This is a genomic window from Stenotrophomonas sp. VV52 (assembly GCF_002893095.1).
Lineage (GTDB): Bacteria > Pseudomonadota > Gammaproteobacteria > Xanthomonadales > Xanthomonadaceae > Stenotrophomonas > Stenotrophomonas aracearum.
On record NZ_PKQQ01000002.1, the window covers coordinates 242,533 to 266,311 of the forward strand.

The 23,779-nt window shown below is 67.9% G+C and carries 17 protein-coding genes; 14 read left to right on the top strand and 3 right to left on the bottom strand.

What is annotated here, in order from left to right:
* Nucleotides 1–12: 12 nt before the first annotated feature.
* On the bottom strand, nucleotides 13–639 hold the full coding sequence (locus C2U58_RS07110; RefSeq protein WP_102945193.1) for an OmpW family outer membrane protein: 627 nt from the start codon (nucleotides 637–639) through the stop codon (nucleotides 13–15).
* Nucleotides 640–838: 199 nt separating this feature from the next.
* Between C2U58_RS07110 and gap the strand changes: the two genes are divergently transcribed.
* The 6 genes from gap (at nucleotide 839) to C2U58_RS07140 (ending at nucleotide 10,091) form a co-directional block, all read left to right on the top strand.
* Complete coding sequence (gene gap / locus C2U58_RS07115) at nucleotides 839–1,840, top strand: type I glyceraldehyde-3-phosphate dehydrogenase (protein ID WP_070209447.1); 1,002 nt, start codon at nucleotides 839–841, stop codon at nucleotides 1,838–1,840.
* A 186-nt stretch (nucleotides 1,841–2,026) separates the two neighbouring features.
* Nucleotides 2,027–4,705 (top strand): DUF2339 domain-containing protein, encoded by a 2,679-nt coding sequence (locus C2U58_RS07120; RefSeq protein ID WP_102945194.1) that lies wholly within the window; start codon nucleotides 2,027–2,029, stop codon nucleotides 4,703–4,705.
* Complete coding sequence (locus C2U58_RS07125; protein ID WP_102945195.1) at nucleotides 4,702–6,066, top strand: DUF3999 domain-containing protein; 1,365 nt, start codon at nucleotides 4,702–4,704, stop codon at nucleotides 6,064–6,066. The genes C2U58_RS07120 and C2U58_RS07125 overlap by 4 nt, the downstream gene beginning before the upstream one ends.
* A 53-nt stretch (nucleotides 6,067–6,119) precedes the next feature.
* Nucleotides 6,120–7,295: a phosphoglycerate kinase gene (locus C2U58_RS07130; RefSeq protein ID WP_102945196.1), complete on the top strand. Its 1,176-nt coding sequence runs from the start codon at nucleotides 6,120–6,122 to the stop codon at nucleotides 7,293–7,295.
* A 163-nt stretch (nucleotides 7,296–7,458) separates the two neighbouring features.
* Nucleotides 7,459–8,925, top strand: a complete 1,467-nt coding sequence (gene pyk / locus C2U58_RS07135) for a pyruvate kinase (RefSeq protein ID WP_102945197.1) — start codon at nucleotides 7,459–7,461, stop codon at nucleotides 8,923–8,925.
* A gap of 161 nt (nucleotides 8,926–9,086) precedes the next feature.
* On the top strand, nucleotides 9,087–10,091 hold the full coding sequence (locus tag C2U58_RS07140) for a class I fructose-bisphosphate aldolase (RefSeq protein ID WP_017356577.1): 1,005 nt from the start codon (nucleotides 9,087–9,089) through the stop codon (nucleotides 10,089–10,091).
* A gap of 52 nt (nucleotides 10,092–10,143) precedes the next feature.
* Here C2U58_RS07140 and C2U58_RS07145 read toward each other — a convergent pair whose 3' ends face one another.
* Complete coding sequence (locus tag C2U58_RS07145; RefSeq protein ID WP_102945198.1) at nucleotides 10,144–10,698, bottom strand: O-acetyl-ADP-ribose deacetylase; 555 nt, start codon at nucleotides 10,696–10,698, stop codon at nucleotides 10,144–10,146.
* A gap of 117 nt (nucleotides 10,699–10,815) precedes the next feature.
* Complete coding sequence (cysK, locus tag C2U58_RS07150) at nucleotides 10,816–11,775, bottom strand: cysteine synthase A (protein WP_070209035.1); 960 nt, start codon at nucleotides 11,773–11,775, stop codon at nucleotides 10,816–10,818.
* Between the two features lie 205 nt (nucleotides 11,776–11,980).
* Between cysK and C2U58_RS07155 the strand changes: the two genes are divergently transcribed.
* The 8 genes from C2U58_RS07155 (at nucleotide 11,981) to C2U58_RS07190 (ending at nucleotide 23,505) form a co-directional block, all read left to right on the top strand.
* A complete protein-coding gene (locus C2U58_RS07155) occupies nucleotides 11,981–12,964 on the top strand; it encodes a LysR family transcriptional regulator (protein WP_102945199.1) in 984 nt (327 codons plus the stop codon).
* A gap of 135 nt (nucleotides 12,965–13,099) precedes the next feature.
* Complete coding sequence (locus tag C2U58_RS07160) at nucleotides 13,100–13,555, top strand: DUF2946 family protein (RefSeq protein ID WP_146033439.1); 456 nt, start codon at nucleotides 13,100–13,102, stop codon at nucleotides 13,553–13,555.
* Between the two features lie 74 nt (nucleotides 13,556–13,629).
* Nucleotides 13,630–15,696, top strand: coding sequence for a TonB-dependent copper receptor (locus tag C2U58_RS07165; protein ID WP_102945201.1), 2,067 nt, complete (start codon nucleotides 13,630–13,632; stop codon nucleotides 15,694–15,696).
* A 401-nt stretch (nucleotides 15,697–16,097) separates the two neighbouring features.
* Nucleotides 16,098–17,288, top strand: coding sequence for an efflux RND transporter periplasmic adaptor subunit (locus C2U58_RS07170; RefSeq protein ID WP_102945202.1), 1,191 nt, complete (start codon nucleotides 16,098–16,100; stop codon nucleotides 17,286–17,288).
* A complete protein-coding gene (locus tag C2U58_RS07175) occupies nucleotides 17,285–20,410 on the top strand; it encodes an efflux RND transporter permease subunit (RefSeq protein WP_102945203.1) in 3,126 nt (1,041 codons plus the stop codon). The genes C2U58_RS07170 and C2U58_RS07175 overlap by 4 nt, the downstream gene beginning before the upstream one ends.
* Complete coding sequence (locus tag C2U58_RS07180) at nucleotides 20,403–20,942, top strand: GNAT family protein (protein WP_102945204.1); 540 nt, start codon at nucleotides 20,403–20,405, stop codon at nucleotides 20,940–20,942. Before C2U58_RS07175 ends, C2U58_RS07180 begins: the two co-directional genes overlap by 8 nt.
* 219 nt (nucleotides 20,943–21,161) lie before the next feature.
* A complete protein-coding gene (locus tag C2U58_RS07185; RefSeq protein WP_102945205.1) occupies nucleotides 21,162–22,679 on the top strand; it encodes an alanine/glycine:cation symporter family protein in 1,518 nt (505 codons plus the stop codon).
* Nucleotides 22,680–22,731: 52 nt separating this feature from the next.
* Complete coding sequence (locus tag C2U58_RS07190; protein ID WP_253256689.1) at nucleotides 22,732–23,505, top strand: TrmH family RNA methyltransferase; 774 nt, start codon at nucleotides 22,732–22,734, stop codon at nucleotides 23,503–23,505.
* Nucleotides 23,506–23,779 lie beyond the last annotated feature (274 nt).

The following is a 23,779-nucleotide window of genomic DNA, read 5'->3' on the forward strand; positions in this document are numbered from 1 at the left end:
AGTTGTCGGCGATCAGAACTTGAAAACGTAGGCCACGCCGTAGGCGAGCGGGTCGATCTTCACCGTGCCGAGCTTGGCGCCGTCCAGCTTCACGTCGGTGTCGATGTCGATCCAGCGCACGTCGACCCGCAGGGCGCCCTTCTCGCCGACGGCGAAGTCCAGGCCCGCATGCGCGGCCAGGCCCCAGGAGTCGTCCAGCTTCAGCCGGCTGCCGGCCAGCGCACCGCCGGTCTCTTCGCTGAAGAAGGTGGTGTAGTTCAGGCCGGCACCGAGGAACGGCGACACGTTGCCCTTGCTGTTGAAGTGGTACTGCAGCGACACCACCGGCGGCAGGTGCTTGGTGCTGCCTACGCGGCCGAGGCCGTCGATGTTGATGTCGTGCTTGAACGGCAGCGCGGCCAGGATCTCGATGCCCAGGTTGTCGGCAATGAAGTACTCACCGGTGATGGTCGGCTTGATGTCGCTGTCCACGTCGACCTTCAGGCCGCCGGCCAGGGTGCCGTTGTCGGACGTCGGCACCACCTGGTGCACGCCTGCGGCGATGGTCCAGTCGCCCGTGGACTGGGCCATGGCGGGGCTGGCGGCCAGCGCCAGGGCAACGGCAAGGGTGGCGGGCAGGAGGGGGGAGGGGGTACGCATGGTGCTGTCTCGTGGCGGGGTGGAATGGGGCCAGTGTTCCCGCCGCCGCCCGGGCGCGCCTTGATCCGGATCAAATCGTAAAATTTTCGTTGTAACCGCTTACCCTGGCCGCGCCGGGGGCCGCATCCGGGTGGCCTTTGCTAGAATGACCGCCCCTTTCCATTGGGCCGCACTGTCGCGGCTGCAGGAGCTTGTGAACATGGCAATCAAGGTTGGCATCAACGGTTTCGGCCGCATCGGTCGCAACGTGCTGCGTTCGGCCGTGCTGAATTTCGGCAATGACATCGAAATCGTCGCCATCAACGATCTGCTGGAGCCGGATTACCTGGCCTACATGCTGAAGTACGACTCCGTGCACGGCCGCTTCAAGGCCGACGTGTCGGTCTCGGGCAACGACCTGCTGGTCAACGGCAAGAAGATCCGCCTCACCCAGGAACGCGACCCGGCCAACCTCAAGTGGGACGAGGTCGGCGTGGACGTGGTGATCGAATCCACCGGCCTGTTCCTGACCAAGGAAACCGCGCAGAAGCACATCGATGCGGGCGCGAAGAAGGTGATCCTGTCGGCGCCGTCGAAGGACGACACCCCGATGTTCGTGTACGGCGTGAACGACAAGACCTACGCCGGCCAGGCGATCATCTCCAACGCCTCGTGCACCACCAACTGCCTGGCGCCGCTGGCCAAGGTGATCAACGACAAGTGGGGCATCAAGCGCGGCCTGATGACCACCGTGCATGCGGCCACCGCCACCCAGAAGACCGTTGACGGCCCGTCCAACAAGGACTGGCGCGGCGGCCGTGGCATCCTGGAAAACATCATTCCGTCCTCCACCGGCGCGGCCAAGGCCGTCGGCGTGGTGATTCCGGAACTGAACAAGAAGCTCACCGGCATGAGCTTCCGCGTGCCGACCTCGGACGTCTCGGTGGTCGATCTGACCGTCGAGCTGGAAAAGGAAGCCACCTACGCCGAGATCTGCGCCGAAGTGAAGGCACAGAGCGAAGGCGCGCTGAAGGGCATCCTCGGCTACACCGAAGACAAGGTCGTGGCCACCGACTTCCGCGGCGAAACCCACACCTCGGTGTTCGACGCCGAAGCCGGCATCGCACTGGACGGCACCTTCGTCAAGCTGGTGTCCTGGTACGACAACGAGTGGGGCTATTCCAACAAGTGCCTCGAAATGGCCAAGGTAGTAGCCGCGTAATACCGGGGAACGATCCCGGTAGTGCCGGCCGCCGGCCGGCTCCTCGCACCAGAGATCGAAAAAGAACGCCCCTCCGCAAGGAAGGGCGTTTTTTTTTACCCCCGCCAATTCAGTTACGATGTCCCCGTGCCGCAGGCGCCATGCTCGTCCAGGTGGGCCGTGGCGTTCCCACGAGGATGACGCGGAATGGAAGCACTGATTGTCCTGGCGGTACTGCTGTTGCTGGCCGTGCCGGTGTTGCTGATCGTAGCCCTGGTGATGATTTCCGGCCTGCGCCGGCGGGTTGCAGCGCTGGAAGAGGCGCAGGCAGGTACCGTCGCTGCGCCGGTTGAACCGGTCGTTGCAGACTGGCAGGCGCGCGCGCCTGCGCCGCCGCCCATCGTCTCGCCGTTCCGCACCGACGCACCCGCGCCCGTGGACGAGCCGGAGCCGGAGCCAGCGCCAGCGACCCAACCCGAGCGACTCGCTGCCGCCGCCCGCGCCGCGCCGCCGCCGCTTCCCCCGGGCCCGCCGCCGGCTCGACCCGAACCCTTCGTTCCGCCGCCGCCGCGCGGACCGGACCTGGGCGAGCGCATCGTCGGCACGATCAAGCGCTGGTTCACCGAAGGCAACGTGCCGGTCAAGATCGGCATGCTGGTGCTGCTGGCCGGTGTCGCAGCACTGCTCAAGTACGCCAGCGACCAGGGCTGGCTCAACGCGCCGATCGAACTGCGCTTGGCTGCCATCGCCGCCGGTGCGCTGGCCGGGCTGGTGTTCGGCTGGGTGCAGCGCGAGCGTCGCCGGATGTTCGCGCTGGCCCTGCAGGGCGGGGCGATCGGCATCCTGCTGTTGACCATCTTTGCCGCGTTCAAGCGGTACGAGCTGATCGAACCGGGCATCGCGTTTGCGATGAGCATCGTGCTGATCGCCGGCATGGGCGTGCTCGCGGTCGTGCAGAACTCGCGCACGCTGGCGGTGCTCGGCATCCTGGCCGGCTTCATGGCACCGATCTGGCTGTCCACCGGCAGCGGCAACCACGTGGCGCTGTTCTCGTACTACGCCGTACTCAACGCCGCCATCCTCGCCATTGCCTGGTGGCGCCCGTGGCGCGCGCTCAACCTGCTGGGCTTTGCCTTCACCTTCGGCATCGGTACCGCCTGGGGCGTGCTGCAGTACAACGCCGACAAGTTCAACAGCACCGAACCGTTCCTGCTGCTGTTCTTCGCCTTCTACCTGCTCATTCCGATCCTCTACGCGCGCCGCCAGCCGGCCGAAAAGCGCGACCTGGTCGACGGCAGCCTGGTGTTCGGCACGCCGCTGATCGCGTTCTCGCTGCAGGCCGGCATGTTGCATGACGACCGCCTGCTGCTGGCACTGTGCTCGGTCGGCCTGGCCGCGTTGTATGCAGGGTTGGCCTGGGCGCTGATCAAACGCGCGCGTTACACCGCGCTCGGCCAGTCGCACGCGGTACTCGCGGTCGGCTTCGCCACCCTGGCCGTGCCGCTGGCGCTTTCGGCACGCGCCACCGCCAGTGTGTTCGCGCTGGAAGGCGCGGCGCTGGTCTGGCTGGGCCTGCGCCAGTCGCGCCTGCTGCCGCAGATTGCCGGCGCGCTGCTGCAGTTGGGCGCCGCGTTCGGCTTCGTGGTCGGCGCCGACTACTGGCTGCAGGACGCCACCGCGATCGCCAACCCCACCTTCATGAGCGGCCTGCTGCTGGCATCGGCCGGTTTCGCGTCGGCCTTCAGCTACCGCCGCAGCGGGCGCGACGCACCGGCCATCGTGTACTACCTGTGGGGACTGTTGTGGTGGCTGGGCGGCGCCAGCCACGAGATCACCCGCTTCGTTGCCTGGGGCAGTCGACCGGATGCACTTCTGATCCTGGTGGCGGTCACCGGCTGGATCGCCGCGGAAACGCAGCGCCGCTTCCCGGCACGCGCGCTGGTGTTGACCACGCTGGCCATGCTGCTGTGCGCATTCCCGCTGGCGCTGTGGCAGGCCGACGTCCACCGCCAGCCGTTTGCCGGCTACGGCGCGCTGGCCTGGGCGGTGTTCGCCGTGCTCGGCGTGCGCAGCCTGTGGTGCCTGCGCGGTGGCCAGGACCGCACCGCCGTTGTCGCGCAGTTCGTGTGGTGGCTACTGTGGCCCACCGTGGTCTCGCTCACCGCCAGCTGGCTTGCCGACCGCTTCGAACTGGCCGAAGGCTGGGCACTGGCCGCGATGCTGCTGCCGTGGCTGGTGGTCACGGCCATCTCGCTGCAGCGCTGGCATTGGCTGAGCGTGCCACTGGGCGAACGCTTCGACGCGGCCCGCCCGGCATTGCAGTCCACGCTGTTCGCGGTGCTGGGGCTGGCATGGGTCGGCTTCCTGTTCGCGCGCGGTGGCGCATCGCCGCTGCCGTGGATTCCGGTGTTGAACCCGCTGGAGCTCATACAGCTGGCCGTGCTCGCCCTGCTCGCGCGCTGGTTGTGGCGCGGCCAGGCGCCCGTTGCACTGCAGGCTCGGCGCGTGCCGCTGCTGGCATTGGCCGGCTTCGTCGCACTGACCAGCATCACCCTGCATGCCGTGCATCACTGGGGCGGGGTGCCGTGGAACGAGCGGCTGTGGTCGTCCACGCTGGCGCAGACCAGCCTGACCGTCGTGTGGAGCGTGCTCGGCGTGATCAGCTGGGTGTGGGGCTCGCGACGCGGGCAACGCGCGCTGTGGCTGGTCGGCGCGGTGCTGATGGGCGTAGTGCTGGCCAAGCTGGTGCTGATCGACCGCCAGCACCTGGGCAACCTGCTGGGCATTGCTTCCTTCATCGCCTACGGCCTGCTGTGCACGGTCGTGGGCTACCTGGCACCGGCGCCGCCGCGTGCGCCGGACGCTACGCTGGAGCCGCAACCGTGAACCTTCTCTGCCGCCTCATTGCCGCCGCTTCGCTCACCTTCGCCGCGCCCGCGCTGTGGGCCGCCGATGCGCGCCAGGACTACCGCGAACAGTGGCCGCTGCAGCTGTCCGCGCCGCAGGCCGGCGCCTACCGGCTGATCCTGGGCGAGGCGCAGTACCGCAGCGCGGTGTCGCCGCAGCTGGCCGACGTGCAGGTCTTCAACGCGCAGGGCCAGGCGCTGCCGTCGGCGTTGTTCTCGGCCGACCAGCCGCTGGCGCGGCCCGCGCAGTGGCAGCCGCTGCCGTGGTTCGCGCTGCCTGCGCAGGGCGGCGGTGCAGGCGAAGACCTGCAGCTGCTGACCGAACGCAACACCGACGGCAGCGTGCGCCGGGTGGAAGCCCGGCTGGGACGCAGCGGCGCCAGCGCCGAGCCGGGCGGCTGGCTGGTCGACGCCAGCGCACTGCGCACCGGCGTGCAGGCCCTGCAGCTGGACTGGCAGTCGACCGGGCCCTTGCAGCTGCGCGTGGCGGTGGAAGCGAGCGATGACCTGCGCGACTGGCAGCGCGTGGCGGATGCAGTGCCGCTGGTCGACCTGGAGCAGGGCGGCAACCGCCTGCAGCAGCGGCGCATCGAGATCGGCCACCAGGCGAAGTACTTCCGCATCCTGCCGCTGGCGGGCGCGCGCCTTCCCGTGCTGACCGCCGTGCAGGTCGAACGCGTGGCGGCCGCGCAGGCGATCGACTGGCAGTGGCGCACGCTCACCGGTACTGCCGGCAAGCCCGGCGAATTCGAATACACGCTGGACGGCCGCTTCCCGGTGGCCCAGGTCGACATCGCCACCGCCGACAACAGCGTGGTGCAGTGGACCCTGCTCAGCCGGGACGACCCCAACCGGCCGTGGCAGGTACGGGCCGGCCCGTGGGTGGCCTACCAGCTGCAGGACACCGGCGCGCGGCGCCAGTCTCAGACCCAGTCGCTGGCCGTGCCCAGCCGCGACCGGTACTGGAAGCTGATGGCCGGCCAGGCCCAGCCCAGCCAGGCGCCGACCCTCAAGCTGGGTTACCAGCCCGAAGCGCTGGTGTTCCTCAGCCAGGGCGAAGCGCCGTTCACGGTCGCGGCCGGCAGCGTGCGCGCGCAGCGTACCGATGCACCGGTGGGCACCGTGATCGCGCAGCTGCGCGAACAGCAGGGCGCGCAGTGGCAGCCGGCCGCAGCGACCGTGCAGGGGCCGGCGCAGGTGCTGGCCGGCGACGCCGCAATGCAGGCGCAACGCGACTGGAAGCGCTGGCTGCTGTGGGGCCTGCTGCTGCTCGGCGTGCTGGTGGTGGGTGGGTTCGCGGTCAGCCTGCTGCGCCCGTCTGGACGCGCGCCGCTACAATGACCCTCTGCGCCGTGCGCGGCGCATTTCCCTTTCCGCCAAAGAGTTGCTCCCCCATGTCCATCCTTCGCATGACCGACCTCGACCTTTCCGGCAAGCGCGTGCTGATCCGCCAGGACCTGAACGTGCCGATCGAGAACGGCCGCATCACCTCCGAACAGCGCATCACCGCATCGCTGCCGACGTTGAAGCTGGCGCTGGAAAAGGGCGCCGCGGTGATGGTCACCTCGCACCTGGGCCGCCCCCAGGAAGGCGTGTGGAGCGAAGCCGATTCGCTGGCGCCGGTCGCCGTGCGCCTGTCCACCCTGCTCGGCGTGGACGTGCCGCTGGTGCGTGACTGGGTCGACGGCGTCGACGTGGCCCCGGGCTCGATCGTGCTGCTGGAAAACTGCCGCATGAACGTGGGCGAGGGCAAGGACGACGAAGCGCTGTCGCGCAAGTACGCCGCCCTGTGCGACGTGTTCGTGATGGACGCCTTCGGCACCGCGCACCGCGCCCAGGCCTCCACCCACGGCGTGATCCGCTTCGCTCCGATTGCCGCCGGTGGCCCGCTGCTGATGGCCGAGCTGGACGCGCTGGCCAAGGCCCTGCACGCACCGGCGCAGCCGCTGCTGGCGATCGTCGCCGGCAGCAAGGTCAGCACCAAGCTGGAACTGCTCGCCAACCTGGTCGGCAAGGTCGACCAGCTGATCGTCGGCGGTGGCATCGCCAACACCTTCATTGCCGCAGCCGGGCATGCCGTGGGCAAGTCGCTGTACGAACCGGACCTGCTGGACACCGCGAAGAAGATCGTGGCCGACGCCAAGGCGCGCGGCGCCGACATTCCGCTGCCCACCGACGTGGTGGTGGCCAAGCAGTTCCTCCCGGACGCCGAAGCGACGGTCAAGGCGGTCAATGACGTGGCCGAAGACGACCTGATCCTGGACATCGGTCCGCAGACCGCTGCGCACTACGCGACGCTGATCGCCAAGGCCGGCACCGTGGTCTGGAACGGCCCGGTCGGCGTGTTCGAGTTCGAAGCGTTCGGCCACGGCACCGAGGCGCTGGCGCGCGCCATCGCCAGTTCGCCGGCATTCTCCATCGCCGGCGGCGGCGACACCCTGGCCGCCGTGGACAAGTACGACATCGCCGACCAGGTCAGCTACATCTCCACCGGTGGCGGCGCGTTCCTCGAGTTCCTGGAAGGCAAGACCCTGCCGGCGGTGGCTGCGCTGGAAGCGCGCGGCAGCTGAGCACGATGCATGCGGCAGCGTTCCGTACGCTGCCGCATGTCATGTCCGGGTCTCGTCGTGTCCGCAGGACATCGCCGAAACCCAGGCGCGACAATGCTGTAAACGTATTCATGGGACGTGAAGGGTGTGGTAATTTCGATCCTTTCCCGGGAGCCCTTTAACCATGATTGAGCGTCAGCGCCGTACGAAGATCCTTGCCACCCTCGGTCCGGCCACCGATCCGCCGGGCGTGCTGGAGGATCTGTTCCGCGCCGGCGTGAACGTGGTTCGCCTCAACTTCAGCCACGGCGACCCGTCTGGCCAGGCCAAGCGTGCCGCCGACGTGCGTGCCGCCGCCGCCCGCGTGGGCGTGGAAGTGGGCATCCTGGCCGACCTCCCGGGCCCGAAGATCCGAATTGAGCGCTTCGCCGAAGGCAAGATCCAGCTCAAGGCGGGCGACCGCTTCGACCTGGTCGCGTCGCCGACCGCACCGGCCGGCGACACCACCCAGGTGGGCGTGAGCTACCTCGGCCTGCCGCAGGACGTGGCCCCGGGCGACGTCCTGCTGCTCGACGACGGCCTGATGCAGCTGCAGGTGGTGGAAGTGCAGGGCGAGCGCATCGTCAACACCGTGCTCAACGACGGCGTGCTGTCCGACCGCAAGGGGCTCAACAAGCAGGGCGGTGGCCTCTCGCTGGGCGCGTTGACCGAGCGCGACAAGGAACTGATCGGCATCGTCGCCAAGATCGGCGTGGACTTCATCGCCGTCTCGTTCTGCCGCAACGCGCAGGACATGAACGATGCCCGTGAGATCGCCGAGAAGCACGGCTGCTATGCCGCGCTCGTGTCCAAGATCGAGCGTACCGAAGCGATCGAGAATCTCGAGGAAATCGTCGACGCCAGCGACGTGGTGATGGTGGCGCGTGGCGACCTCGGCGTGGAAATCGGCGACGCCGAACTGCCGGGCCTGCAGAAGAAGATCATCAAGGCCTCGCTGGCCCAGAACAAGGTGGTGATCACCGCCACCCAGATGCTGCAGTCGATGGTCGAAAGCCCGATCCCGACCCGTGCCGAAGTGCTGGACGTGGCCAACTCGGTCATCGACGGTACCGACGCGGTGATGCTGTCGGCCGAAACCGCCGCCGGTGCGTATCCGATCAAGGCCGTGGAGGCGATGGCCCGCATCTGCCTGGGTGCAGAGCGCCAGTTCCAGACCGAAACCGACTTCGGCGCCTCGCCGCGCAACCTGGAACGTGCCGACCAGGCCATCGCCATGGCCACCATGTTCCTGTCCCAGCACGTGGGCGTGCGTGCGATCGTGGCGATGACCGAATCCGGTGGCACCGCGCGTTACCTGTCGCGCTTCCGCGCCTCGGCGCCGGTGTACGCGGTGACCCGCCACGACGGCGCCCGCCGCCAGATGGCGCTGATGCGCGACGTGTTCCCGATCAACTTCGACAGCCGCGGCCTGACCCCGCGCGAAGCCGCGCGCGGCAGCATCCGCCTGCTGGTCGAAGCCAACCAGCTGCAGGCCGGCGACCGCGTGGTGTTCACCAGCGGCGAACACATGGAAACCCACGGCGCCACCAATACCCTGCGCTTGTTGGAAGTAGGTGAAGACGGCCGCGCCAGCGGGCTGGGCGACCTGTAATCGGCACCGCGTGGAGCCGGGCAGAGCCCGGCTCTACGGATGTCGCACGGCGTAGAGCCGGGCTCCGCCCGGCTGAAACCGGTTCCAAACTCCGTGGACAGCCAGTTCACGGAAGCCCCCGGCTATAATCGTGTTTTTCCCGCACCCGCCACAGGAAATACATGAGCATCGAACAGCTGGCCGAAACCGCCCAGGCCATGGTCGCCCCGGGCAAGGGCATCATCGCCATCGACGAATCCACCGGTACCATCGCCAAGCGCTTCGCCAGCGTGGGCATCGAGAACACCGAAGAGAACCGTCGTGCCTACCGCGAGCTGCTGCTGACCACGCCGAAGCTCAACGAGCACATCTCCGGCGCGATCCTGTACGACGAAACCATCCGCCAGTCGACCAAGGACGGCGTGCCGTTCGCCAAGTACATGGCCGACCACGGCATGATTCCGGGCATCAAGGTCGACAAGGGTGCACACCCGCTGGCCGGCTGCCCGGGCGAGATGGTCACCGAAGGCCTCGACGGCCTGCGTGAGCGCCTGCAGGAGTACTACAAGCTGGGTGCGCGCTTCGCCAAGTGGCGTGCGGTGATCAACATCGGCGAGAGCATCCCGTCGGGCACCTGCATCGAGTCCAACGCGCACGCGCTGGCCCGTTATGCCGCGCTGTGCCAGGAATGCGGCCTGGTGCCGATGGTCGAGCCGGAAGTCATCATGGATGGCGACCACGACATCGAAACCTGCTACGAAGTCACCGAAGCCACCCTGCGCTCGCTGTTCGACGCGCTGTACCAGCAGAACGTGCTGCTGGAAGGCACCATCCTGAAGGCCTCGATGGTCATCTCCGGCAAGGGCTGCGACGAGCAGGCCGACGTCGAGGAAGTCGCCGAATCCACCGTGATGTGCCTCAAGAGCACCGTGCCGGCGATCCTGCCGGGCGTGGTGTTCCTGTCCGGCGGCCAGAGCGACGAGCAGTCCACCGCCCACCTCAATGCCATGAACCAGATGGGCAACCTGCCGTGGCCGCTGAGCTTCTCCTACGGCCGCGCCATGCAGCAGGCCGCGCTGAAGCTGTGGGCCAAGGACACCAAGGCCAACGTCGCCAAGGCACAGCAGACCGTGTACGACCGCGCCAAGGAAAACGGCCAGGCTGCACTGGGCAAGTGGAACGGCTGATCCACGCCGCCACCGCGAAATGAAAAACGCCGGCAGCAATGCCGGCGTTTTTTTATGCGGTTGCCGGTAAATCCAGCGGTTGTCCCGACTCCACCAGCGCCTGGTGGTACGCCTTGAAGGTCGCCGCGTTGTAGGCCACCAGGATGATCCGCTGCGGTTCCCGGTGCGAACGCTGCCACGCCAGCGTTTCGGTCGCCGCAATGCGTGCGGCCTGGTGGAGCGGATATCCGAACACCCCGCAGCTGATCGCCGGGAACGCGATCGAACGCAGGCCCAGCGTTTCGGCCAGCTGCAGCGATTTCCAGTAGCAGTTGGCCAGCAGCGCCGGCTCGTCGCGCTGGCCGTCCTGCCAGACCGGCCCCACCGTGTGCAGTACGTGCTTCGCCGGCAACAGGTAACCAGCGGTGGCCCGCACTTCGCCGGTCGGGCAGCGCATGCCCGGCCGGATCTCTGGCAGCGCCGCGCATTCGGCCAGCAACTGCGGACCGGCGGCGCGATGGATCGCGCCATCCACGCCGCCACCCCCGAGCAGGGATTCGTTGGCCGCATTGACGATCGCATCCACCGCCAGGGTCGTGATGTCGCCCTGCCACACTTCGATCTTCATGCGTGCCGCTCCTTGTATCTGCCGCCTCATAAGGTGGCGGCCAGGGCATCAAGGTTGCGTCATCATCGTCTCAGGCCATGCGACCCGGCGTGTCGCATTCAGCAAGGAATGCCCGATTCAGGGCAGGCCGGCCAGCCACTCGTCGTCCGAGCCCTCGTTGATGTCGGCAAACAGTGGCGTGGAGAAGTAGCGCTCGCCGGTGTCGGGCAGCATCGCCAGCAGCACGCTGCCCGGCGCGGCCTTGGCCGCCACGTCCAGTGCACTGGCCACCGTGGCGCCGGCCGAGATGCCGACGAAGATCCCTTCCTCGGCCGCCAGCCGCCGCGAGGTCTCGATCGCGCGCGCATCGTCGATGCTCAGCAGCTCGTCGAACACCCCACGGTTGAGCACGTCCGGCACGAAGTCCGGGGTCCAGCCCTGGATCTTGTGCGGTTTCCATTCGGCGCCGCCAAGCAGTGCCGCGCCTTCCGGCTCCGTGGCGATGATGCGGGTCTCGGGGCGGGCCACCTTCAGCACTTCACCGACGCCGGTGAGGGTGCCACCGGTGCCCCAGCCGGTCACGAAGTAGTCCAGCTGCTTGCCGGCAAAGTCGCGCAGGATCTCGGCGGCGGTGGTGTTGCGGTGGTAGGCCGGGTTGGCGGGGTTGGTGAACTGGCTGGCCAGGAACCAGCCATGCTCCTGGGCCAGCTCGGCCGCGCGCCGCACCATGCCCGAGCCGCGCTCGGCCGCCGGGGTCAGGATCACCTTGGCACCGTAGGCGCGCATCAGCTTGCGGCGCTCGATGGAGAAGGTCTCCACCATGGTCGCCACGAACTTGTAGCCGCGCGCGGCTGCGACCATGGCCAGCGCCACTCCGGTGTTGCCGGAGGTCGCTTCAATGATCGTGTCGCCGGGCTTGAGCACCCCGCGCGCTTCGGCGTCCAGGATGATCGCCAGCGCCAGGCGGTCTTTCACTGAACCGCCGGGATTGAACGATTCGACCTTGGCATACAGGGTGACGTGGTCGGGCGCAATGCGGTTGAGGCGGACAACCGGGGTGTTGCCGATGGTGTCCAGGATCGAGTTGTACAGGGCCATGGGAACGCTCCGCAGGAGGGTGGCAGAAAGGGCGCAGGCGGCATTCGCGCACGGCGCGCCACCGGGTCTCCGCCAGACCGTAGCGCCCGCATATGACCACGCGAAATCACCTGATTACCTTCTTAAACAACGTTTGGTTATAAGCTGGTGACGGCAACTGCCTTACAGTCGGCCTGACCCCTTCCTTCCTGCCGTGCGCACGCCCATGACGCTGACCCAACTCCGTTACCTGGTCGCCATTGCCGACGCCGAGCTCAACATCACCCTGGCCGCGTCGCGGGTGCATGCCACCCAGCCGGGGCTGTCCAAGCAACTCAAGCAGTTGGAAGATGAACTGGGCTTCCTGCTGTTCGTGCGCAAGGGCCGCAGCCTGGAAGCGGTGACCCCGGCCGGGGTCGAGGTGATCGGCCGCGCCCGCGCGGTGCTGGCAGAAGCCAACAACATCCGCACCTATGCCGCCAACCAGCGCCGCGAAAGCCAGGGCCAGCTGGTCCTGACCACCACCCACACCCAGGCGCGCTTCGTGCTGCCGCCGGCGGTGGCGCGCATCAAGCAGGCCTACCCGCAGGTCAGCGTGCACCTGCAGCAGGCTGCCGAAAGCGATGCGCTGGACCTGCTCAGCCAGGGCGATGCGGACATCGCCATCATCAGCACCGCCGGTGCCGAACCCACGGCTGGCATCGCCATTCCGCTGTACCGCTGGCGGCGGCTGGTGCTGGTGCCGCGCGGGCACGCGCTGGACCGCCCGGGCGCGGCGCCGGACCTGGAGGCGCTGTCGACCCAGCCGCTGATCAGCTACGAGTCCTCCACCCGTGGCAGCTCCTCGCTGCAGCGCGCCTTTGCTGCCTCCGGCCTGATCCCGGACATCGCCCTGACCGCGCTGGACGCGGACCTGATCAAGACCTACGTGCGCACCGGCCTGGGCGTGGGCCTGCTGGCGGAGATGGCGGTGAATGCGGGGGATGAAGACCTGCGTTCGTGGCCGGCCCCGGTCCCGATCGACGAATGCATTGCCTGGGCGGTGCTGCCGCGCGACCGGGTGCTGCGTGATTACGCGCTGGAGCTGGTGCATGTGCTGGCCCCGCAGATCGATACACGGGATTTGAGGCGCGTGATCGACGGGAACCAGGAAGCCGATTGGCCGGTACCGCCGACGTGGGAATCGTTGACGCAGACCATCACCGTCTAGACATGCCCGCTGCGACGGTTGGTCGCACGAAATACTGAGGCCCCCGCGAATGTCGGGCGCTATGATGTCGCCGTGAACCGTCGCCGCGCCCCGTACGCCGCTCTGCTCCAGCTCGCCTTCCTGGCGACGCTGCTGATGGCGTTGGCCCCGCTGGTCAGCCGCTGGCAGCAGGCGCAGGGGCCGCAGGTGATGCTGATGCCTGGCGGCATGGCCCACGTGATGGCCGCCGCCATTGTCGCGGACGAACCCGCCGCAACGCCGCCCCCCGCGATGGATCATCACGGCATGGCCCACCACGACATGGCCATGCACGACACCTCGATGCAGGCGATGTCCACGCACACCCCGTCGACGTCGCCGGTGGCAGCGACCGAACCCGCGCCGAAGCCTCCCGTCGATCCCCATGCCGGGCATGGCGAGGCCTGCGAATACTGCATGATGGCCTCGCGGCTGATGCCGTGGCTGGCCGTGCTGGTCGTGTTGCTGCATGCCCTGCAACTGTCTGCACCACCGGTGCCGCGCACTGTCGCCACGCCGCGAAGCGTCCGCTGGCCCGCCCACGCCGCGCGTGGTCCTCCGCTTTACGCCTGAAACCGCCGACATCTTTCCCTGCCGCGCGACGCCGTAATGGCGTCGTGCGCCTGTGCGTTTTCCGGAGTTCCAACATGATGCTTGTTTCCCGCAGCGCGGGCGCAGTGACGCGCCTGTCTGTTTCGTTGTCCCTGGCGCTGGCCGCGCTACCCCTGCACGCCGCCGAACGCGACGATGCCCGCACCCTCGACACGATGGTGGTTACCGCCACCGCGCCGTCCTCGCCGCTGCACTGGGTGACCGACCCACGCCTGCCACGCCAGCCGGTCCCGGCCAGCGACGGGGCCGACTACCTCAAGACCGTGCCCGGCTTCGCCGCCATCCGCAACGGCGGCACCAATGGCGACCCGGTACTGCGCGGCATGTTCGGTTCGCGCCTGAACATCGTCAGCAACGAAGGCAACCTGATCGGTGCCTGCCCCTCGCGCATGGACAACCCGCTGTCCTACATCGCACCGGAAACCTTCGACCGCCTCACCATCATCAAGGGCCCGCAGAGCGTGCGCTGGGGCGCAGGCGCCTCGGCCGGCACCGTGCGTTTCGAGCGCGACACCCCGCGCTTCGACGCACCCGGCGTCGACCTCGACGCCAGCGCGCTGGTCGGCTCGCGCAACCGCAACGACCAGGTCCTCGACCTCACCGCCGGTGCTTCGCAGGGCTACGTACGGGTCAACGGCAACCGCTCCGAAGCCGACGACTACAAGGACGGCAACGGCGACGTGGTCCCCTCGAAATGGCGCAAGTGGAACAGCGACGTCGCCGTCGGCTGGACCCCGGACGCCGACACTGTGCTGGAACTCTCCGCCGGAACCGGCGACGCACTGGCACGCTACGCCGGTCGCGGCATGGACGGCGCCGCCTTCAAGCGCACCAGCTACGCCGCCCGCTTCGAACGCGGCAACCTGCCCGGCGCGTGGGACAAACTGCAGGCCAACGTCTACTACAACGACGCCGACCACGTCATGGACAACTACACCCTGCGCGATCCGAATCCGGACAGCAGCATGCCGATGCCGATGGCCTCGAACGTGGATCGCCGCACCACCGGCGGGCGCATCGCCTCGGAATGGCGCTGGCAGGACATCGCCATCGTCGCCGGTATCGACGCCCCGGACAGCCGCCACCGCAGCCGCAACGGCGTGGGCCGCAACACCTACAAACTCACGCCGTGGTCCACCGACGCCCGCCAGCAGAACCGCGGCGTGTTCACCGAAATCACCCTGGGCGAAGGCACCCCCCAGCGCTGGGTCGGCGGCCTGCGCATCGACCGCGCCGAAGTCACCGACGAACGCGCCAGCACCGGCATGGGCATGATGCCGATGCCCAACCCCACCGCCGGCCAGACCCGCCGCGAAGATCTCGGCAGCGGCTTCCTGCGGTTCGAGCGTGACTACAGCAGCGCCCTCACCGCGTACGCCGGACTGGGCCACAGCGAGCGCATGCCCGACTACTGGGAACTGTTCTCGCCGGACATGGGCCCGGCCGGCAGCATCAACGCCTTCAGCGCGGTGCAGCCGGAGAAAACCAACCAGCTCGACATCGGTCTGCAGTACCGCGACGCGCGCATGAACGCCTGGGTCTCGGCCTACGCCGGGCGCATCCAGGACTACATCCTGTTCACCTACCGCGACGGCGGCATGATGGGCAGCACCGCCCAGGCCAGCAACGTCGACGCACGCATTGCCGGCGCCGAAGCCGGTGCCGAATTCGCGCTTGGCCAAGGCTGGAAGCTCGGCGGCACCCTGGCCTACGCCTGGGGCGAGAACCGCAGCGACGGCGGCCCGCTGCCGCAGATGCCACCCCTCGAAGCGCGCCTGAGCGGCGGCTGGGAAGGCCAGCGCTGGAGTGCCGGCGCACTCCTGCGCGCAGTCGCCCACCAGCACCGCGTGGCAGAAGGCGAGGGCAACGTCGTCGCCCGCGACCTCGGCCCCAGCGCCGGCTTCGCCACCTTCGCGTTGAATGCGGGCTACCGCTTCAACGACGCCCTGAAGCTCAGCGCCGGCATCGACAACCTGTTCGACCGCGCCTACAGCGAACACCTCAACCTCGCCGGCAGCGCCGATTTCGGCTTCCCCGCAGACCCGATACGCATCAACGAGCCGGGCCGCACGCTGTGGATGAAGGTGAATTACACCTACTGACGGCGGAAGTGCCCGCGCCCGTAATCAACGGCGCGGGCAGTGCACCGGTAGGGTCGGTTCCCAAACGACCGCACGGGAAGGTGATCGGCACGGTGACGCATGGACCCGGACGGTAAAGGCGCTTTTTCGTTCTGAGGTCATGCGTTACCGTGCCGATGGGCCCTATCGGCAGTCGTTTGGGAACCGACTCTACCGGGCTGGCATCCCTGCGATCCAAACCTCCCGTCCGACGCAATCCGACACGCGCTGACACACGCCGTTACACGTCGGAAAACCCCCAGCACGAAAGGGATTGCGCATGTCACCCGCCGATGTGAAGGGCCCGGTAAACGCTTGGCACATATGCCCGACAGCCCCGGTGGCTACACTTGCCGGTCAAGAAAGATCAAGGGTTGTTTTTCATGTCGGGACGCATCATCGCGCGCATCGTAGCTGGCCTCGGCCTGGTCATCCTGGCCGGGTGTGGCGGCGGCAAAGGCGAGAACGCCCGCCGGCAGGCTGAAGTCGTCCCCGTGACCACCCAGGTCGTCCAGACCTCCGCCTGGAGCGACACCCTCCAGGCGCTCGGTACCGCCAAGGCCCGCGAATCGGTGACCGTCACCGCCAAGGTCAGCGAAATCATCGAAGCCGTCCATTTTGAAAGCGGCCAGCAGGTCTCCGCCGGCACCCCCCTGGTCACCCTGCGCGGCCAGGCCCAGGAAGCCGCACTGGTCCAGGCCCAGGCCACCTTTGCCGAAGCCGACCAGCTCTACAAGCGCCAGCGCGAACTCGCCGCCCAGCAGCTCGTCGCCAGCGCCACCCTCGACACCCAGCGCGCCATCCGCGACGCCGCCGAAGCCCGCGTCCGCGAAATGCAGTCCGACATCGGCGACCGCCGCGTCCGTGCCCCCTTCGCCGGCGTGCTCGGCATCCGCCAGGTCAGCGAAGGCTCGCTGGTCACCCCCACCACCGTCATCGCCACCCTCGACGACATCGAACGCATGCATGTCGACTTCCAGGTCCCCGAAGCCGAACTCGCTTCGCTGGCCAAGGGCGACAAGGTCAGCGCCACCAGCGTCGCCTACCCGGGCCGCACCTTCGAAGGCGAAGTGGCCACCATCGACACCCGCGTCGACCCCGGCACCCGCGCCGTCACCGTCCGCGCCGACTTCATCAACAGCGACCACGCCCTGCGCCCCGGCATGCTGCTCGACGTGCGCATGTACCGTCCCGAACGCCAGGTCCTGGTCATTCCCGAAATCGCCGTCGTCCAGGTCGGCCGCGACTCCTTCGTCTTCCGCGTCAAACCCGACCACACCGTCGAACGCGTCGATGTGGTCAGTGGCGCGCGCCGCTCCGGCGTCGTCGAAATCCGCGAAGGCCTCAAAGCCGGCGAGCGCATCGTCGTCGACGGCACCGGCAAACTGCGTCCCGGCCTGAAGGTCGAAGACAGCGCCGCACCCACGCCCGGCAACGCACCGACCGCAGCGCCTGCAGACGCTCCGGCACCGGCACCGGCTGAAAAGGCCACCGACCCGGCACCCGCCGGCACCGTCCGCAGCCCGGTCAGCGCCACCGCCGCACCTGCAGCCGCCACGGGCAGCGCCGGATGAAGCTCTCCGACATCTCCATCCAGCGGCCGGTGTTCGCCGTAGTGATGAGCCTGCTGCTGGTGGTGCTCGGCATCATGTCGTTCACCCGCCTGACCCTGCGCGAACTGCCCGCCATCGACCCGCCGATCGTCTCGGTCTCGGTCGACTACACCGGCGCCTCTGCCGCCGTCATCGAAAGCCGCATCACCCAGGTGCTCGAAGACGCCCTGGCCGGTATCGAAGGCATCGATACCATCAACGCGCGCAGCTCCAACGGCCGCTCGCAGGTCAGCATCGAATTCACCTCCAACCGCGACATCGAAGCGGCCGCCAACGATGTGCGCGACGCCGTCAGCCGTGTCGCCGACCGCATGCCCGAAGAGGCGCGCCCGCCGGAAATCGCCAAGGTCGAGAGCGACGCCGACCCGATCATCTGGTTCAACATGACCTCCTCCAGCATGAACACGCTGGAGCTGAGCGACTACGCCGACCGCTATGTGGTCGACCGCTTCTCCAGCCTCGACGGCGTCGCCCAGGTCCGCATCGGCGGCCGCCAGCGCTACGCCATGCGCATCTGGCTCGACCGCGACCAGCTCGCCGCGCGCGGCCTCACCGTCGGCGACGTCGAAACCGCACTGCGCAACGAAAACGTAGAACTGCCGGCCGGCCGCATCGAATCGGCCGACCGCGACTTCACCCTGCGCGTCGAACGCAACTACGTGAAGCCCGAAGACTTCGCCACCATCCCGCTTGGCAAGGGCGCCGACGGCTACGTCGTGCGCATGGGCGATGTCGCCAAGATCGAACTGGCCTCGTCCGAGCGGCGCGCCTATTACCGCAGCAACGGCGAACCCGGCATCGGCCTGGGCATCGTCAAGACCTCCACCGCCAACTCGCTCGACGTAGCCCGCACCGCGCGCGCCGAAGCCGAGCGGGTAGGGCAGACCCTGCCCGAAGGCACCCACATCTTCGTCGCCTTCGACAACACCACCTTCATCGAAGCCGCCGTCGACCGCGTCTACGCCACCCTGGTGGAAGCGATGCTGCTGGTGCTGGTGGTGATCTGGCTGTTCCTCGGCAGTTTCCGTGCCGCGCTGATTCCCGCAGTGACCGTTCCGGTCTGCCTGGTCGCCGCCTTCATCGCGCTGTACGCCTTCGGCTTCTCGATCAACCTGCTTACCCTGCTGGCGCTGGTGCTGTGTATCGGCCTGGTGGTCGACGACGCCATCGTCGTGGTCGAAAACGTGCAACGGCGCATCGACCTTGGCGAACCGCCACTGGTCGCCTCCAAGCGCGGTACCGCGCAGGTGGCCTTCGCGGTCATCGCCACCACCGCCGTACTGGTCGCCGTGTTCCTGCCGGTCGGCTTCCTGGAAGGCAACACCGGGCGCCTGTTCCGCGAACTGGCGGTCGCGCTGGCATCTGCCGTGGCGCTGTCGGCGTTCGTCTCGCTGACCCTCACCCCGATGATGGCCTCCAAGCTGCTCAAGCCGCACACCGGCCAGGCGCCGAAGGGCCTGCACGGGTTGATCAACCGCAACCTGGACCGCGTCTCGGCGTCTTACGGCCGAGTGCTGGACGCCCACGTCGGCAAGATCTGGATCTACGTCGCGGTGATGGTGCTGTCGCTGGCCGCCAGCGCGCTGCTGCTCAAAGTGCTGCCCTCCGAACTGGCCCCGGCCGAAGACCGCGGCTCGTTCCAGATCATGATCGACGGCCCCGAAGGCGCCGGCTACGACTACACCGTCGGCCAGGTGCAGGAAGTGGAGAAAATCGTGGCTGGCTTCGTCGGCGACGACAAACCCATCGTGCGCGCCAACCCGCGCGTGCCCGGCGGCTTCGGTGCCAGCGAAGAAATGCATACCGGCCGCATCAGCGTGTTCCTGCAGCCGTGGCGCGAACGCACCACCGATACCCCTGAAGTGGCCGCCGAACTGCAGAAAAGCCTGGACGGCATTCGCGGCGTGCGCGTGCGTACCCAGGTCGGTGGCGGCCTGGTCCGCAGTGGCGGCCAGCCGTTCCAGATCGTGCTGGGTGGCCCCGAATACGCGGAAATCGCCGGCTGGCGCGATCGCATGCTCGAACGCATGGCGGCCAATCCGGGCCTGGTCGGTCCGGATTCGGACTACAAGGAAACCCGCCCGCAGATGCGCGTCAACATCGACCGCCAGCGTGCGGCCGACCTCGGCGTCTCGGTCACCGCGATTGGTTCGGCGCTGGAAACCATGATGGGTTCGCGCCGCGTCACCACCTTCGTCGACAACGGCGAAGAGTACGACGTGCTGGTCCAGGCCGGCCGCGAGGGCCGCGCCAGCCCGGACGACCTCGCCGCCATCCGCGTGCGTGCCAACAGTGGCGAACTGGTGCCGCTGTCCAACCTGGTCACGCTCAGCGAAGTGGCCGAGGCAGGCAACCTCAACCGCTTCAACCGCCTGCGCTCGATCACCATCAGCGCCGGCCTGGCCCCGGGCTACCCGCTCGGTGAAGCCATTGCCTGGGCCCAGCAGACCGCCCGCGAAGAATTGCCGCAGCACGCGCAGATCGACTGGAAGGGCGAATCGCGCGAGTACCAGAACGCCGGCAGCGCCGTGCTGCTGACCTTCGCGATGGCGCTGCTGGTGGTGTACCTGGTGCTGGCCGCGCAGTTCGAAAGCTTCATCCACCCGCTGGTGATCATGCTGACCGTGCCGCTGGGCGTGCTCGGCGCGCTGCTCGGCCTGTACGTCAGCGGCGGCACCATCAACCTGTTCAGCCAGATCGGCATCGTCATGCTGGTCGGCCTGGCGGCGAAGAACGGCATCCTGATCGTCGAATTCGCCAACCAGCTGCGCGACGAAGGCCGCGACGTACACCGCGCCATCGTCGAATCGTGCATGGTGCGCCTGCGCCCGATCCTGATGACCTCCATCGCCACCGTGGTCGGCGCCATCCCGCTGGTGGTCGCCGGCGGCCCGGGCTCTGCCAGCCGCGGCACCATCGGCATCGTGGTGATCTTCGGCGTCACCGTCTCCACCTTCCTCTCGCTGTTCGTCGTGCCGGCGTTCTACGCGCTGCTGGCGCCCTACACCCGTTCGCCGGAAGCGGTGGCGCGTGAGCTCGAGAAGCAGGAAGCAGATACGCCATCGGTAGGCGGCCATGCCTGACCGCGCGCCGCTGCTGCACGGTCCCGGCTTCGTCCTGCGCCCCTGGCGCAGCGACGATCTGGACGCGCTGCTGCGGCACGCCAACGACGAAGCGGTCTCGCGCGGGCTGCGCGACCGTTTCCCGTTCCCGTATACCCGCGAAGACGGTGAGGCGTTCCTTGGCGGCCGGGTCCTCAGCCCGGGTACCCTCAACCTGGCTATCGAGATCGACGGCGCTGCTTGCGGCAGCATCGGCGCCCAACCGGGCTTGGCCGAACGGGCGCACACCGCCGAGCTCGGCTACTGGCTGGGCCAGGCGTATTGGGGGCAGGGCTGGATGAGCCGCGTCGTAAGCGTGTTCACCCCATGGGTGATGGACGAACTGCGCCTGTTCAGGCTGCAGGCCGAAGTGCTGGATTTCAACGAAGGTTCGGCGCGGGTGCTGCTGGCAAACGGGTTCAGCGAAGAGGGCTGCGCCCGTGCTGCGGTGTACAAGCGGGGCCAGCTCCATGACCTGCGGCGGTTTGCCTTGGTGCGTGACCACCTTTCCTGAACGGTGCGGCCTCCGCCCTGGCCAGCGGCCAGGACCTACCGCCCGTATTCGTCCCGCCCACCGCCGTAGAGCCGGGCTTTGCCCGGCTGCCCTTCGCCTCAATCCGGCTCTGCCCGGCTGCCCTTCGCCCCTATCGGCCCAGCCCCCGATCATGGAGAATCGACCGGTCCCTTCCAGCCGACGGGACGTCCTTCATTTTCCGCCGACTGGAGAGAGCGCGTGGAATCAGTGGTTGAGTTCGTCAATGGCATCATCTGGAGCAAGGCGCTGATTTTCCTGTGCCTGGCTGCGGGCCTGTTCTTCAGCGTGCGCACGCGCTTCATGCAGCTGCGCGGCTTCTTTGAAATGTGCCGGCTCACCGTGCAGGGCGAGAAGTCCGAAGCCGGTGTGTCCTCCTTCCAGGCCCTGGCCATGTCCATGGCTGGCCGCATGGGCATCGGCAACATCGCCGGCGTGGCCACCGCCATCGCCTTCGGCGGTCCCGGTGCGATCTTCTGGATGTGGGTGATGGGCTTCCTCGGCGCGTCGACCTCCTACGTCGAATGCACCCTGGCGCAGATCTACAAGACCAAGGACGCCGAAGGCCGCTACCGTGGCGGTCCGGCGTACTACATCGAAAAGGCCATGGGCCTGAAGTGGTACGCGCTGGCCTTCGCCATGGCCACGATCATTGCCGCCGGCTTCCTGATGCCCGGCGTACAGGCCAATGCCATCGCCGACAGCTTCATCAACGCCTGCCGCGGCACCGCCCTGTGCGGCCCGCTGGATGGCCAGGTCATGGGCCTGGAAACGGTGCAGGCGCTCAAGCTCGGCATCGGCATCGTGGTCGCCGTGCTGCTCGGCGTAGTCATCTTCGGCGGCGTCAAGCGCATCGCCAACTTCGCCGAAGTGGTGGTGCCGTTCATGGCCGCCGCGTTCATCCTGATGGCCATCACCATCATGATCCTCAACTACGACCGCGTGCCGGACATGTTCCGCACCGTGTTCAGCAGCGCCTTCGGCGCGCACGCCGCGTTCGGCGCGATGATGGGCCTGGCGGTGGAGTGGGGCGTCAAGCGCGGCATCTACGCCAACGAAGCCGGCCAGGGTACTGGCCCGCATGCGGCGGCTGCATCCGAGGTCTCGCACCCGGCCAAGCAGGGTTACGTGCAGGCCTTCGCCATCTACTTCGACACCATGATGGTGTGCACCGCCACCGCGTTCCTGATCCTGGCCGCCGGCACCTACAATGTGTATTCGCCGGTGCCCGGTGGCGAACCGGTGTTCGCCGGCCTGGCCGGTGTCGCGGAAGGCGCGGGCTACGCGCAGGCCGCGGTGGAAACCGTGCTGCCGGGCTGGGGTTCGGGCTTCGTGGCGATCGCGATCTTCTTCTTCGCGTTCACCACCATCATGGCCTATTACTACATGGCCGAAACCAACCTCAGCTACATCAACCACAACCGCAAGCGTCCGCTGACCGTGCTGGTGCTGCGCCTGGGCATCCTGGGCATGGTGGTCTTCGGCGCCTTCCACAACGCCAAGCTGGCCTGGGCACTGGGCGACATCGGCGTGGGCCTGATGGCGTGGTTGAACATCATCGCCATCCTGATCGTGCAGAAGCCTGCCTTGCTGGCTCTGCGCGATTACGAACGCCAGAAGAAGCTCGGCATCGACCCGATCTTCGACCCCGATGCGCTGGGCATCAAGAACGCCGATTTCTGGCGTCAACGCAAGCTGGAGCCGTCCCGTAGTGAATGATCCCTGGAAGAACGCCCGCCGCCCGTCGTCGCGACCGCCGCGGGCCACCCCGCTGCCGCCGCGCGAAGGCGGCACCCCGCCACCGCCGGGGCGCGGCAATGACGAGCTGCGCCTGTACGGCTGGAATGCCGTGCAGGCCCTGTTCGAACGTCGGCCGCAGGCACTGCGCAAGCTGTACCTGGCCGAAGCGCTGATCCCGCGCCTGCAGCCGCTGCTGAAGTGGTGCGTGGCCAACCGCGTGGGTTACCGCGTGGTGGAAGAGGGCGACCTCAACAAGCTCGCCGCCACCACCCACCATGAAGGCGTGGTCGCCGACGTGCTGCGCGCGCCGATGCTGTCGCTGGCCGAGTGGATGGCCGACCTGCCCAGCGACAAGCCCGTGCTGGCGCTGTGGCTGGACGGCGTGGGCAACCCGCACAACTTCGGCGCGATCCTGCGTTCGGCCGCGCACTTCGGCGTGGCCGGCCTGCTGCTGCCGCCCGATTCCACCCTGGCACTGTCCGGTGCGGCCGCGCGCGTCGCAGAAGGCGGTGCCGAAGCGGTTCCGCTGGTGCGGCTGCCAGCGTTGCCCCAGGCGATGGACGAACTGCGCGCCGGCGGCTTTGGCCTCGCGGCCACACTGGTGGAGGGTGGCGACAACCTGTTCAAGGCCACGCTGCCGGAGCGGCTGGTGTACGTGATGGGCGCCGAAGGCGAGGGCATGGACCGCGCGTTGGCGCAGACCTGCGACATGCAGGTCTCGATCCCGGGCAGCGGTGCGGTGGAAAGTCTGAACGTTGCGTCGGCAACGGCGGTGTTGTTGTCGCACTGGTATGCGCAACGGTAATTCGGGGTAACGCACTCGCGCGCTGCCCCACGCGATGTGATCGACTTCTCCAATGAAGTCGCGCTTACAACGGATTCGGATTTTTCGGATGGTGCGTAGCGTTCGCGCTGCGTCACAGTGAAGAGCGGCACTGCACTGCGTAGGTGAGGAGAGACACCCACCCAGTGCGGCGCCGTTGTCCGGATCACGGTCTGTCCGTGGCGCTCACCGCGTGGGGTGTGACGAATCCCGGTAGCCCGGCCCTCTGGCCGGGCTTTTTTTTATCAGTGTCGTA